Source organism: Candidatus Methylomirabilis sp. (genome assembly GCA_036000645.1).
Classification (GTDB): Bacteria; Methylomirabilota; Methylomirabilia; order Methylomirabilales; family JACPAU01; genus JACPAU01.
Window position 1 is genome coordinate 32,913 of the sequence record DASYVA010000215.1, and the last position, 12,427, is coordinate 45,339.

Annotated in this window: 12 protein-coding genes; 10 read left to right on the forward strand and 2 right to left on the reverse strand. The window is 71.0% G+C overall.

What is annotated here, in order from left to right; all coding sequences use genetic code 11:
• Positions 1–2 precede the first annotated feature (2 nt).
• The gene (gcvT, locus tag VGT06_12025; protein HEV8663845.1) at positions 3–1,112 is read right to left on the reverse strand and encodes a glycine cleavage system aminomethyltransferase GcvT; all 1,110 of its coding nucleotides are present in this window, start codon (positions 1,110–1,112) and stop codon (positions 3–5) included.
• 764 nt (positions 1,113–1,876) lie between these two features.
• On the opposite strand from gcvT, the gene VGT06_12030 reads away from it, so the two are divergent.
• Positions 1,877–3,112: an OFA family MFS transporter gene (locus tag VGT06_12030; GenBank protein ID HEV8663846.1), complete on the forward strand. Its 1,236-nt coding sequence runs from the start codon at positions 1,877–1,879 to the stop codon at positions 3,110–3,112.
• Between the two features lie 158 nt (positions 3,113–3,270).
• Positions 3,271–3,906, forward strand: a complete 636-nt coding sequence (locus tag VGT06_12035; protein HEV8663847.1) for a hypothetical protein — start codon at positions 3,271–3,273, stop codon at positions 3,904–3,906.
• A gap of 115 nt (positions 3,907–4,021) precedes the next feature.
• Here VGT06_12035 and VGT06_12040 read toward each other — a convergent pair whose 3' ends face one another.
• Positions 4,022–4,228: a hypothetical protein gene (locus tag VGT06_12040; protein HEV8663848.1), complete on the reverse strand. Its 207-nt coding sequence runs from the start codon at positions 4,226–4,228 to the stop codon at positions 4,022–4,024.
• 401 nt (positions 4,229–4,629) lie between these two features.
• Here VGT06_12040 and VGT06_12045 point away from each other — a divergent pair, with 401 nt between their 5' ends.
• The 8 genes from VGT06_12045 to VGT06_12080 all read left to right on the forward strand — a co-directional run bounded on the left by VGT06_12045 (position 4,630) and on the right by VGT06_12080 (position 11,969).
• Positions 4,630–5,823 carry an ABC transporter substrate-binding protein gene (locus VGT06_12045; protein HEV8663849.1) on the forward strand — a complete coding sequence of 398 codons (1,194 nt, stop codon included), beginning with the start codon at positions 4,630–4,632 and terminating at the stop codon, positions 5,821–5,823.
• A gap of 5 nt (positions 5,824–5,828) precedes the next feature.
• Entirely contained in the window at positions 5,829–6,692 is an 864-nt protein-coding gene (locus tag VGT06_12050) for a branched-chain amino acid ABC transporter permease (protein ID HEV8663850.1), read from the forward strand.
• On the forward strand, positions 6,689–7,594 hold the full coding sequence (locus VGT06_12055; protein HEV8663851.1) for a branched-chain amino acid ABC transporter permease: 906 nt from the start codon (positions 6,689–6,691) through the stop codon (positions 7,592–7,594). The genes VGT06_12050 and VGT06_12055 overlap by 4 nt, the downstream gene beginning before the upstream one ends.
• Positions 7,581–8,306, forward strand: a complete 726-nt coding sequence (locus VGT06_12060; GenBank protein HEV8663852.1) for an ABC transporter ATP-binding protein — start codon at positions 7,581–7,583, stop codon at positions 8,304–8,306. The genes VGT06_12055 and VGT06_12060 overlap by 14 nt, the downstream gene beginning before the upstream one ends.
• A gap of 19 nt (positions 8,307–8,325) precedes the next feature.
• Complete coding sequence (locus VGT06_12065) at positions 8,326–9,048, forward strand: ABC transporter ATP-binding protein (GenBank protein HEV8663853.1); 723 nt, start codon at positions 8,326–8,328, stop codon at positions 9,046–9,048.
• Between the two features lie 34 nt (positions 9,049–9,082).
• The gene (locus tag VGT06_12070; protein ID HEV8663854.1) at positions 9,083–9,826 is read left to right on the forward strand and encodes an alpha/beta hydrolase family protein; all 744 of its coding nucleotides are present in this window, start codon (positions 9,083–9,085) and stop codon (positions 9,824–9,826) included.
• A gap of 4 nt (positions 9,827–9,830) precedes the next feature.
• A complete protein-coding gene (locus tag VGT06_12075) occupies positions 9,831–10,640 on the forward strand; it encodes a hypothetical protein (GenBank protein HEV8663855.1) in 810 nt (269 codons plus the stop codon).
• Positions 10,641–11,099: 459 nt separating this feature from the next.
• Positions 11,100–11,969, forward strand: coding sequence for an ATP-binding protein (locus tag VGT06_12080; GenBank protein ID HEV8663856.1), 870 nt, complete (start codon positions 11,100–11,102; stop codon positions 11,967–11,969).
• The last annotated feature ends 458 nt before the right edge of the window (positions 11,970–12,427 follow it).

Sequence of the window (12,427 nt, forward strand, 5' to 3'; positions counted from 1 at the left end):
CGCTACTTTTTTGGACGCTTGTAGAAGGGGGTGGGGACCACCCGAGCCCGGACGGGCTGCTCCCGGATGAGGATGTCGAACTCGGTTCCGATGGCGGCGGAGGCGGCCTCGACGTACCCCAGGCCAATGGCCTTCCCTAGGAAGGGAGCGGGGCCACCGCTGGTCACCTCCCCGATGGGCCGGCCGTCCTTGAGGATCTTGTAGTGAGAGCGGGCGATCCCCCGGCCCACCATCTCGAACCCGACGAGCTTCCGAGCGACCCCCTCCGTCCTCTGCCGGGCCAGCACCTCCCGGCCCAGGAACTCCCCCTTCTCCCACTTCACGATCCAGCCCAGGTCCGCCTCCAGGACCGTGTGCCGGTCATCAATGTCGTTGCCGTAGAGGGCCATCTTGGCCTCGAGGCGCAGGGTGTCCCGCGCCCCCAGGCCGCAGGGGAGGAGCCCCGCCGCCTTCCCTTGGGTGAGGAGCGCCTCCCAGAGCCGCTCGGCCTGGGGGGCCGGCAGGTAGATCTCGAAACCGTCCTCCCCGGTGTAGCCGGTGCGGGAGATCCGCGCCTCCAGGCCGGCCACGCGCCCGGAGGTAAACCAGTAATACCTCAGGGCCCCCAGGTCTACGGGCGTCAGGGGTTGCAGGATCTCTCGGGCCCTGGGCCCCTGGAGCGCGAGCAGGGCGGTCTCGTCGCTGATGTTCACGACCGTGGCCCGGCCCTTGAGGTGCTCCCGAATCCAGGCGAAGTCCTTCTCGATGTTGGCCGCGTTGACGGTGAGCATGAACTGGCTCTCGCCCACCCGGTACACGGTCAGGTCGTCCACGAAGGTCCCGTTGGGGTAGGTGAGGGCCGCGTACTGGATTTGGCCGGGGGCGAGGCGGGAGGCGTCGTTGGTGATGAGGCGCTGCAGGGCGGGCAGGGCTTCGGGCCCCGCGATCTCGAACTCGCCCATGTGGCTCACGTCGAAAAGCCCCGCCGCCGTCCGGACCGCCCGGTGCTCGTCCAGGATCCCGGAGTACTGGACCGGCATGTCCCAGCCGCCGAAGGGGACCATCTTCGCCCCCATGGCGTGGTGGACGCGGTTGAGCGGGGTCCGCTTGAGAGGGCCCTCGGGCGCGCTCATGGGAGGGCCTCCTGCGCTTGTGCCGGCTGCTCCATTGGGCTGGGCGCTGGGCCTCGGGCACGCCACCTGGGAAAAGGCGACCTCAGGGACGGCCTCAAGGGCGTCGAAGGGCTCCGGGGTACAGGCTGAGGTGGGTGACTCGCGAAATGCCGACGCCCATGGTGAAATAGCGCGCAGGTTTTGTCAAGGCCAAACTGGGCGGCTTCGCCGCGCCGGCCTGCCGGTGCCGGGGGCTTCCCTGGGATGTCTGTTTCCCACAGTAAAACGCCTTGTGAATTTTTCCTTGACACCCCCTCCTGGCCCATGGTAGCGACTAGGGCCGACTCGGCATCCAGCCATGACCTCGAAGGGGGCGAAGGAGGTGATGCGCCGACCCGGCATCAGTCACCTGGGCTCCCCAAGCCGAGCCATCTGAGAGTCTGAAGAGGCAGAGCCGGTATTTCCAGCCCGCACGAAGATCTCCGTCTTGCTTGCGCACCGAAAAATTGACCCACGGCTTCGCAGCACGCCCGCTCCCCCCGTCCAGGGGGCGCGTCGCCAGGGGAGATACCCTGGAGGCCTGGCGGGAAAGCTGGACGCCACGCACGGGAGAGAACGTGATCGGCGCTCGGCGAGTGCTGCGAGCCCGGCGGCGAGCCGCCGAGCCAGGCACTCGAGACCCCTATTGGAGATGCACGCCTCGGTGGACTTGGCGCGGATCGGTGCTGGTCCGGTCCGTATTTCCCCTCGGTGCTAACGCCTAAGACGGGGGAGGAGGGCACAGCATGGAACAAGGGTTGAACCGGTGGTGGCGGGTGGTGGGCGGGATGTCCATGAACCTCGCCCTGGGTGCGCTCTACGCCTGGAGCGTGTTCGTCGCGCCGTTGGAGAAGGAGTTCGGCTGGAAGCGGGCCGATGTCTCGATGGTGTTCACGATCGCGGTCTTTGTGTTCGGGCTGTCGTTCATCCTGGCCGGGCGGATGCAGGACAAGCTGGGCCCGTTCAAGATCTCGATCATCGGCGGGACCCTGGTCAGCATCGGGTTCTTCGCCTGCGCCTACGTGAACAGCCTGAACGCGTTCTTCTTCTGGTTTGGCGTGATGGGCGGGATCGGGAACGGCTTCGGCTACGCGACACCGATCCCCGTCATGGCCAAATGGTTCCCGGATAGACGGGGCCTCGCGGTCGGCCTGGCGGTCGCCGGGTACGGCGGCGGCTCGGCCATCTTCGGCCCCCTGGCCGCAGCCTGGCTGATCCCGTCGTACGGGTGGCGGACGACCTTCATGGTCCTGGCAGTGATCTTCTTCGTCATGACGATGGTCGGGGCGTTCCTCCTCCAGAACCCGCCCGCCGGCTACCGGCCGGCCGGATGGACGCCGGCCCCGGCCACGGCCAAGGCCGCGGCAACGACCTACGAGTTCACCCCTGGCGAGGTGCTGAAGACGCCCAGCTTCTACTTCATGTGGGTCGCCTATGCGCTCGGCACCGCGGCGGGCCTCATGGTGATCAGCCAGCTGGTCCCCTTCGCGCGGAGCGTGGGGGTCCCGAGCGAGGCATTGGCCACCATGGGTCTCGTCATCGGGGCAGCGGGGAACGCCTCCGGCCGGATCCTCTCGGGCTGGATGTCCGATGCCCTCGGCCGGCTCAACGTCCTCAGGCTCATGATCGCGGTCTCGGCCATTGCCATGCCGATCCTGTACCACGTCGGCGGCAACATCGCGCTGCTGTACATCACGGTGTTCGTGGTGTACTGGTGCTACGGGACCCAACTGTCCGTGAACGCCTCCACGACCTCGGATTTCTGGGGGACCAAGAATGCAGGCGTGAACTACGGCCTGCTCTTTACCGCGTGGGGGATTGCGGGGATCATCGGCCCGCGGATCGGCGGGCGGATGTTCGACCTCTACCAGGACTACCGGGTCGCCTTCTACACCGCGGGAGTCCTCTGCGCGATCGCGTTTGTGTCCGAGCTGCTCGCGAAGCGTCCCGTTGCGCCGGTGACGGCGAAGGCCACGGCCTAGCTCCCGCGCAGGAGGCGACACCCTTCGCAGACCGAGGAGCCTCAGGGCTGAGGCTCGGATGAGTGGACGGAAAGAGCGGGGAGGCTTCAGGGCTTCCCCGCTCTTTGTTCATTCGACCCGGGAAATCGCTCGAGGCGTGCGATGGGCGAGGAGGGGTGATGGGAGGGCCCGGCCCCGAACAGCGGAAGGTCCCGCGGGTGTTTATCGCCCCTCAGGCTTTCCAGCGCCTGAAGCTGTATATCACTCTCTGCCCCTTCGAAGTTGGCGGCCTCGGAACCGTGGAGCCCTTCGGAGACGATCTCCGGGTGGCTGAGATCTTCCTCATCCGTCAACGGGCGTCCGACTCGGACACCGAGCTCGACCCCCAGGCGGTGGCAGATCACCTGCTCCGCACGGTCCAGGAGGGGAAGGATCCCGCCGCGCTTCGGGTCTGGTGGCACAGCCATGCCGAGGCGGACATCACGTGGAGCGAGACGGATGAGAAGACCATCGAGAGGCTGCAGATCGAGCGCCTCGTCTCCATCGTCGGGAACAAGCAGCACCAGTTCGGGTGCCGGCTCGATCAGTTCCTGCCGAAGCGGCTGACCTTCGATCGGCTCCCCCTCATCCCAACCCCCGACGGGAGCCCGGCCGACGAGGGGGCCCTCCGGCAGCAGGTCATGGTCGAACTGCGCGAGAAGGTGACCCTGATTCACCGGGAATACTCCGACGTCCCAGAGATCTTCTTCAATCCTTCCAGCACCCTCGAGATCCCCATCACTTTCGACGAGGCCGAACCGCCGCACCCGCACTGATCCTGCGTGGGTGAAATCGCTACACCGGGCCCGCCACCGGCGAGCGGAGGCTCACCGCAGGCAGGCGAGGAGCGCACGGCCTCAACAGGAGAGACCAGGGGGGGTTGGACAGGGGCTAGCCGGGAACCTTCCCGCAGAGCTGGCAGGTCAGGCCGCCCGACTGGCCCTGCACCCACTGATGGCGGGTGCAGGCGTCCTGGCGGTTCCGGCGGACTTCCTCGGCGTCGCGGTGAAGGAGATAGGCAAATCCATTCCCCAGCAGCACCGCTGCCAGGCTGAGGAAGACGGTGATCGTGCTGATGTCCGTCCAGGTGATCGCCATGGGATTCCCTCGGTGTTGAAAGAATTTGGAAAAGGCCGCACACGACACCATGATACCCGGGAGACTAGCAATTCGCATGCCACGCCGCTTCGGTCTGCCCCGCAATAGCCGAATGATTCCTCCACCACGGACGGCCCGGAGGGCCACACACCCACGCCTTCACCGACGCCGGCCGCCTCCGATTTCTTCACGGCCCGGGGAAACCGACGGAGGCCGGAGAACCCTGGGCACATGTTGCAGCGGAGCAACACCCGATGAGTGCCCGCCACAGGGACGGCCGCCCGATTGACCCTCCCGGGGGGCTCTGCTATGGTGGCCCTGCATCTTTTTGTTTTGTTCTAGATGCCTCGGGAACTGCTTTCGTTGCGGGTCCCCAGAGCTCCGCTGAGCGGGGGAGAGATTTGCCGAAGGGCCTCCGCCCGACCCTGCTCGCCCTCCCCATCCTCCTGGCGGCGACAACTCTCGCTGCAGGTCCCCCCTCCATCCCGATCGGCGCCGTAAACTCCCTGACCGGACGCTTCGCCCCCCAGGGGACAGCCATCCACCGGGGGATCGTGCTGGCCGTCGAGGAGGCCAACGCCGGCGGCGGGATAGGGGGCAGGTCGGTTCGCCTCCTCGTCCAGGATGACGAGGGCCGGCCGGAGCGGGCGCTGGCCGCCGCCGAAAGGCTGGCGGGCCGGGACGGCGCCGTGGGCCTGGTGGGGGGCTACGTGGACAGCCTCGTGGGCCCGGTGAGCGAGGTGGCGGAGCGCTACCGGGTCCCCTACGTCGCCACGGCCTCCCTGGACGAGCGGCTCACAGAGCGGGGGTACCGGTTCTTCTTCCGGGTGAGCAGCCTGGGAGGCTACGTGGAGGCCACGGTCGGCTTCCTCCAGCATCTGCTCAAGCCGCGGGCCGTCGCTCTCCTCTCGGCCAACACCCCCGGGGCGTCCCAGCTTGCCCTCCGGCAGCGCGAGGGGCTCCGCGCGGCCGGGATCGCCGTCCTCGTAGAGGACCAGTTTACCCCGGGCCTCAGCGACTTCGCCCCCCTGCTCAGCCGCGTCCGGGCCGGCGGGGCTCCGGTCCTGGTCTCCAACGCCTTCTTCGGCGACCACCTGGTTCTGGTCCGGCAGCTCCGGGCCCGGCAGCACCCCCTCGCAGCCTACCTGGGGACCTTCGGGATGGAGTTCCCCGAGGTCATCCGGGAGCTGGGCCCGGCGAGTGAGGGGCTGTTCGGGACCACCACCTGGGAGCCCGGGATCACGGCCCCCGGGACCGAGGAGGCCTCCCGTGCCTTCGTCGAGGCCTTCCAGCGGCGCTTCGGCGAGCCCCCTGCCCCGCTCGCCATGCACGGCTACGCCGGCGCACGAGCCCTGCTGGCGGCGCTGGCGGCGGCGCCAGGGGACCGCCTCACAGGGCCAGCCGTGCGCGAGGCGCTGGCCAGGGTGGATCTGATGCTTCCCATCGGGCGGGTGGCGTTCACGGGTACCGGGGACCCGCAGGACTACCGCCGGGTCGTGCTCCAGATCCAGGACGGACGGCACGTGGTCGTCTACCCGCCCGACCGGGCCACCGGACCGCCCCGCATCCCGACCCTCGGAGAGGAGAGGAGATAGCGCGGGTGCCTCTCCTCGAGGCCCTCCTGGCCGGCACTACCCAGGGGCTATTCTACGGGCTTCTGGCCGCCGGCTTTTCCCTCACCTTGGGCGTCGCCCGGACCTTCAATCTCGCCCACGGGGAGCTGGTGATCCTGGGGGCCTATGCCGGCCTCTGGCTGAACGCCTCCCTGGGCGTGGGACCGCTCATGGCCGTTCTTTTCGCGGCCCCTGTTGTCGCCGCATGGGCCTGGCCGGCCCGGGCGCTCCTGTCACGGGTCACGCCTCCCTACGAGCTCAAGGCCCTCACCCTCACCTTCGGCCTCTCCCTGCTCCTGCAGGACCTCATGCTCCTCCTCTTCTCGGCCGACTACCGGTTCCTCCGCTGGGAGGCCGGGGCAGCCGGCTGGCGGCTCCTGGGCATCCCGATCGGCGGGGCCCGCCTTACCGCCGCGGCGGCCGGCGGGGCCCTCCTGCTGGCCCTGCACCTGTTCCTCCAACGGACCCGGCCCGGCCGGGCGCTCCGGGCCACCTGCCAGGACGCGCGGGCAGCCGCCCTGATGGGCATCCCCGTGGAGCGGATGCAGGTGCTCGGCCTCGCGCTGGGCGGGGGGTTGGCCGGGGCGGCCGGGCCGCTCCTGGCGGGCCTGCAGTACGTCACCCCGACGGCGGGGGCACCCCTGACCGTGATCGCCCTGACGCTCACGATCGCCGGCGGCGTCGGCCGGACGGACGGCCTCGCCCTGGCCGGCCTCCTCTTCGGGCTGACGGAGGCTCTCGTGGGGGCGCTCGCCGGGCCGGCCTGGCGGGAGGCCTGGCTCTTCGGAACATTCCTCCTCCTGCTGCAGGGTCGGAGGATCGGGCTCCTGCGGGGGAGGCGGGGGGCGTGAGGGCCGGCTGGATCCTCTTCGGCGGCGCGGTGGCGGCGGCCCTCCTCCCCTGGTCCCCCTACCACTCGAGCCTCGTGACCATGGCGCTGCTGTTCGGCCTCCTGGCCGCCTCCTGGCACCTGTTGGCCCTGGGCGGCCGCCTCTCGTTCGGCCACGCAGCCTTCTTCGGCGTCGGAGCCTACGCGTCCGCCCTCCTGGCCTCTCGCTCCGGCCTCGACGTGTGGGCTGCCGTTCCGGGCGGGGGGCTCGCCGCGGCGGCGGTGGCGCTCCCGGTCGGGGCCCTCTCCCTGCACCTCAAGGGACCCTACTTCAGCCTGGCCACATTCGCCGCCGCCGAGATCCTCCGGATCCTGACCACCCAGTGGACGTCGCTCACCGGCGGGACCTGGGGGCTCATCGGTCTCCCGCCGCTCCCCGCCAAAGGATCGCTCCTGGCCGCGGGCGGGATCGGCGCGGTCCTCCTGGTCCATGTCTTCCTGGGGCGGAGCCGATGGGGCCTGGCCCTGGCGGCCCTCCGGCAGCAACAGGAGCGGGCGGAGGGGCTGGGGGTGCCATCGCGCCCCCTCCTCTTCGCCGCGCTCGCCACCAGCGCGGCCTTCGCGGGGCTCGCCGGGGCGCTCTACGCGCACCACGTCCGGTCCCTGGAGCCGGCCACCGCCTTCAGCCTCCTCTTCTCGGTCCTCCCCCTCGTCATGACCCTCTTCGGCGGAATGGCCTCCCCGGCGGGCCCGCTGCTGGGGGCGGGTATCCTCTACTTCCTCGACGAGCTGCTCCTGCAGCCCCGGTTCCCGATGGGACACCAGCTCCTTTACGCCGCCGCGATCCTCCTGGTACTCTTGGGAGCGCCGGAGGGCCTGGCGGGACTGGCCCGGAGGCGCGGGGGAGAGCGTGGCGCTCCTTGAGGTCCGGCGCCTCAGCAAGGCCTTCGGTGGCCTGCGGGCCCTGCGAGACGTCGGTTTCGCCGTGTCGGAAGGGGAGGTCCTGGGGGTCATCGGGCCCAACGGCTCCGGCAAGAGCACCCTGTTCAACATCATCGCCGGCGCTGTCCCGCCGACCAGCGGGACGGTGACCTTTGCGGGAGAGGTCCTTACGGGGCGCCCCCCCTGGGCGATCGCCCGGCGCGGTGTCGGGCGTACCCCCCAGATCCCGGTGATCTTCCCCGAGCTGAGCTGCCTGGAGAACGTTCTCGTGGGGGCATCTTTCGGATGCCGCCGGCGGCGGCTGCCCGCCGCCCTGGCCCACCGGGAGGCGATGGCTGCCCTGGAGACCGTGGGGCTGGCCGGGCTTGCCGCCAGGCCGGCTCCTCATCTCAGCCTGGGGCAGACCAAGCTCCTGGAGCTTGCGATGGCCCTGGCTGCCTCGCCTCGGCTGCTGCTGCTGGACGAGCCCACGGCCGGCCTGAGCCCTGCGGCCGTGAAGGGGGCCCTGGAGGTCCTCCGGGGCCTGCGGGAGCGCGGCCTCACGCTTCTCCTGATTGACCACAAGCTCCGGGCGATCTCGGCATTTGCGACCCGCGCCCTGGCCCTGGACCGGGGGGAGATCATCGCCGAGGGTTCCCCGGGCGAGGTCACCGCCCACCCCCGGGTCGTCAAGGCGTACCTCGGGGAAGGCTGAGGCGGCCAGAGGGGAAAGCATGCCCGACCGGGAGGTTGCCCTGCAGGTCGTGAATCTGGATTCCGGCTACGACGGGCTCCAGGTCCTCTTCGGGGTGAGCCTCACCGCCCGCCGGGGGGAGCTGGTGGCTGTCGTCGGCCCCAACGGGTCCGGCAAGTCCACTCTCCTCAAGACCATCCAGGGGCTGCTGCGGCCCCGGGGCGGGGAGATCTGGTTCCGCGGGGAGCGGATCGACGGGCTGCCGGCTCACACGGTCGTGGAGCGGGGCGTGAGCTACATCCCGGAGAACCGCCTGCTCTTTCCGGACATGACGGTCCGGGAGAACCTCGAGGTGGGAGGATACTCCCGGCGGGCCCGCCCGCATGCCGGGCAGTCGCTCGAGGTCGTCTGCCGCCTCTTCCCGGTCCTGCGAGCGCGCGCATCCGCCTGGGCCGACAGCCTCTCCGGCGGAGAGCAGCAGATGCTGGCGGTCGGGCGGGGCCTCATGGCTCGGCCCTCCCTGCTCTTGCTCGACGACCCGTTCCTGGGTCTGGCCCCCGGTGTGGTCGCCGGCTTTTGCGGGACCCTCCGGGAGGTGGCGGAGGAGGGGATCACCGTGCTGCTCGTGGGGCAGCACGTCCGGCGGATGCTCGAGCTGGCCGGGCGGGCCTACCTGCTCGACGCGGGGCGGATCGTGGAGGAGGGGCCGGGGCCCGTCCTCCTCCGGGCCCCGGTTGTCCGGAAGACGCTGCTCGGGGCCTGAGGAGGGCCCGGGGGCCAAGGGACCAGGGGGATCGATGCGCTTCGACCGGCTGCGGGACCTCCGCTCCTCCGACGGGCACCCGGTCCCGGCGTACCTGCTGGAGCCGGACCGCCCGGCCGGGGCCATCGCCCTGGCGCATGGCTACGGGGGCGCGAAAGAGCAGATGCTGGGGCTGGCGGCGCACCTGGCCGAGGCCGGCTTTGCGGCCTGTTGCCCCGACCTGCGGGGGCACGGGGAGCATCCGGCTCCGCTCGGTCCAGGCCTCCTGCACGACCTCGAGGCCGCAGTCGGCTACTGCCGGCGGTACGGGCGGGTCGCGGCCCTGGGCCACAGCCTGGGCGGGCGACTGGCCCTGATGAGCAGCGCGGATTTGCTCATCGCCGTCTCCCCTGCCATCCCGAAGCGGCCCTCGGAGGAGGGGCGGGCGATGCTCATCGCCTTCGGGAGCACGGCGGTCCGCACGGCCGATCCGGCGGCCATCCTCCCCCTGCTCCAGGCCCTGGGCCCCGTCCCGGACTCCCCGCGACCGAAGCTCCTCCTGGTGGCCGAAGGGGATGTGCCGAGCCTCCAGGAGGGAGTCGCGGAGGCCGCGGCGGCGCTCACGGGGGCCGAGCGGCAGGTCATCACGCGGCAGCAGCACCGCGCCGCGCCGCTTCCGGCGACCATCGGGGCCTACCTCCCCCACTGGTTCAACCACGCCGACCTGAAGATGAACCCCGAGGTGGCGGAACGGGTCCAGGCCTGGCTCGAGCGCCGGTGGGGGCCGAGGGAGGGGTAAGGGCATGGAGGAGCGGCTGGAGATCATCGGCGAGGCGGTGGCCCTCCACCGGAGGCGCGCGGACGGCTCCTGGGCCCTGGACCGGCGGGCCGCCCTCGCCGACTTCCTCCGGGAGCTGGCCGGTGCCCTCCCGGGACGCCTTCGGGACCAGACGCTCCTCCTCCCCCCCGGAACCCGGGTCGTCCGGGCCGCCGGCCCCAATACGGCCTTCGTGGTCGAGCTGGCACCGCAGGTCCGCCGCCTCCGCTGGGGGACCGGGCGGATGGGGGACGGGAGCTCCTACCGGGAGGTCCGGCTCGCGTTCCCGTACGTGATCTGCCTTCTCCTCTTCTTCCGGGAGGAGTTCGAGGAGCTCCGCCTCTACTACCGGACAGCCCCCCTCGGGACCCCGGCCGACCCGCTCCTCTGTCCCAACCTCCAGAATGTCCAGGGGGGGACCGAGCTCATGGCCTCCTGCCGGGCCTGCCTCCGGGGGCGGCCGAGGGGCCTGGATGCCTCCCCGATTGCCGAGCAGGTCCCCCGCCTCCTGGAGTTCTTCTGGGAGACCGGGTTCAACGCCGACGTGGAGGACAACGCGTTCGCCCGGAGCCGGCCTCTGGACCCCCGCATCGCGAGCGTGGAGGCGTGGGAGGCGGCCACGGCGACCGATCCCCTCTTCGTCCTGAAGGTCCCCTGGCTTCCGGCCGGCTGCGCCCTGGGCGAGGTGATGGACCGGCTCATCGCGCTGCGCCCCCACCAGGCGGTCCGCCTGGGGGATGCAGGGGCCCTGGGGGACCTCCTCTACCGGACCCCCCAGCTTCCGGAAGAGGGGTGAGATGCTCCGGTGGCAGGGTGGGCCCAGGAAAGCCCTTGCGGCGCGCAGGACCATCTGCTATGGTGACCGCGCAAGGCGTGCTCGATCTCGGAGCCCGCGCCGGCATACAGTGCTGCGGCACTGAGATGGAGATGCGTCCCATCCCCGCCGGTGTCCTCCCCCCCGCTCGGAGATGCGTTCCGCGGGGGCCCGGGGCCGCCGCGTAGCTCCTTCTCGCGTCCCCCCTTGCGGCGAGTCCCTGCACGGGCGCTGGTCCATCCCTCCTGACCGGGGAAAGGGTTCAGGCATGGAACGCCACATCTACCCGTTCACCGCCGTCGTCGGGCAAGAGCAGATGCGGAAGGCGCTGGTCTTCAACGCCATCGACCCCACCATCGGAGGGGTCCTGATCCGGGGGGAGAAGGGGACGGCGAAGTCCACCGCAGTCCGGGGATTGGCCGCCGTGCTCCCCCCCGGGTGGTGGTCAGGGGCTGCCCCTACGCCTGCGCCCCGGGCCAGCCGGAGGGGCTCTGCACCCAGTGCGCCGCGAAGGTCGCCCAGGGAACCCCCCTCCCCCTCACCGAGGGCCCCACGCCGGTCATCGATCTCCCCCTCAACGCCTCGGAGGACCGGGTGGTGGGCACCCTGGACCTCGAGGAGGCCCTGACCGCGGGGCGGAAGATCTTCGCCCCCGGCCTCCTCGCGGCCGCCCACCGGGCCATCCTGTACGTGGACGAGGTGAACCTCCTGGACGATCACCTGGTGGACGTCCTCTTGGACGTCGCGGTGACCGGGTTGAACGTGGTGGAGCGGGAGGGGATCACCCATGTTCACCCCGCGCGGTTCCTGCTCGTCGGCACCATGAACCCGGAGGAGGGGGACCTCCGGCCCCAGCTCCTCGACCGCTTCGGGCTCTGCGCGGAGGTGACGGCGGAGAAGGGAGCCGCGGAGCGGAAGGAGATCGTCCGGCGCGCGCTCGCCTTCCAGCGAGACCCCGCGGCCTTCGGCGCCGGGTGGGAACGCGAGCAGCAGGAGCTGCGCGACCGGATCGAGGCGGCCCGGAAAGCCGTCCCCACCCTGACGCCGAGCGAGGCGCTCCTGGAGACCGCAGCCCACGTGGCCATCGAGATGAAGGTGGACGGCCACCGGGCCGAGATCACCCTCATCAAGGCGGCCCTGGCCTCCGCCGCCTTCCACGGCCGGTCGGAGCCGACCCGGGACGACCTCCGGGATGGCATGGAGCTCGCCCTGCGCCACCGCACCAAGCGGATGCCGCTGCAGAGCGCGAAGCTGGACGCCACGCTGATCGAGCGGCTGGTGGGGACCTACCACGAACGGGGGCCCCTTTGAGGGGGAACCCCTGAGCGCCGGGGAGGGTCGGGAGGCCTTCTCGCCCGACTACGTCCAGCCCGAGGCGGTCGGGTTCTCCCACGACGCGGAGACCCGGGCCACCATCCGGGACGTCAGCGAACGGGAAGCGGGGCAGGGAGAGGCGGGAACCGGCGGGGCGGGGCGGGGGGGCGGAGGGCCCCTCTGCGACTGCGACCAGGACGATTGCCCCCACAAGCTCCACGATATCCCCTGGGAAACCCGCCTGGCCTTCGACGAGGCCCTCCTCTTCCAGGAGCTGCAGGGGCTGCGGCCGCCGCGGCTGCAGTGGATCCGGGACCGATGGCGGCGGAACCTCTCCGGACGGCGGAGCAAGACCCGGGCGGAGACGTCCCGCGGGCGGTATGTGCGGAGCCGCCCCACCGAGGCGTACCGGGATCTGGCCCTGGACGCCACCATCCGGGCGGCCGCCCCGCACC

Excerpts from the sequence above, each read along its gene's own strand:
- VGT06_12040 (HEV8663848.1), bottom strand. The coding sequence starts at position 4,228 with ATGGCGATCACCTGGACGGACATCAGCACGATCACCGTCTTCCTCAGC.
- gcvT (HEV8663845.1), bottom strand. The coding sequence starts at position 1,112 with ATGAGCGCGCCCGAGGGCCCTCTCAAGCGGACCCCGCTCAACCGCGTC.
- VGT06_12075 (HEV8663855.1), top strand. The coding sequence starts at position 9,831 with ATGGAGGAGCGGCTGGAGATCATCGGCGAGGCGGTGGCCCTCCACCGG.
- VGT06_12070 (HEV8663854.1), top strand. The coding sequence starts at position 9,083 with ATGCGCTTCGACCGGCTGCGGGACCTCCGCTCCTCCGACGGGCACCCG.
- VGT06_12030 (HEV8663846.1), top strand. The coding sequence starts at position 1,877 with ATGGAACAAGGGTTGAACCGGTGGTGGCGGGTGGTGGGCGGGATGTCC.
- VGT06_12065 (HEV8663853.1), top strand. The coding sequence starts at position 8,326 with ATGCCCGACCGGGAGGTTGCCCTGCAGGTCGTGAATCTGGATTCCGGC.
- VGT06_12035 (HEV8663847.1), top strand. The coding sequence starts at position 3,271 with ATGGGAGGGCCCGGCCCCGAACAGCGGAAGGTCCCGCGGGTGTTTATC.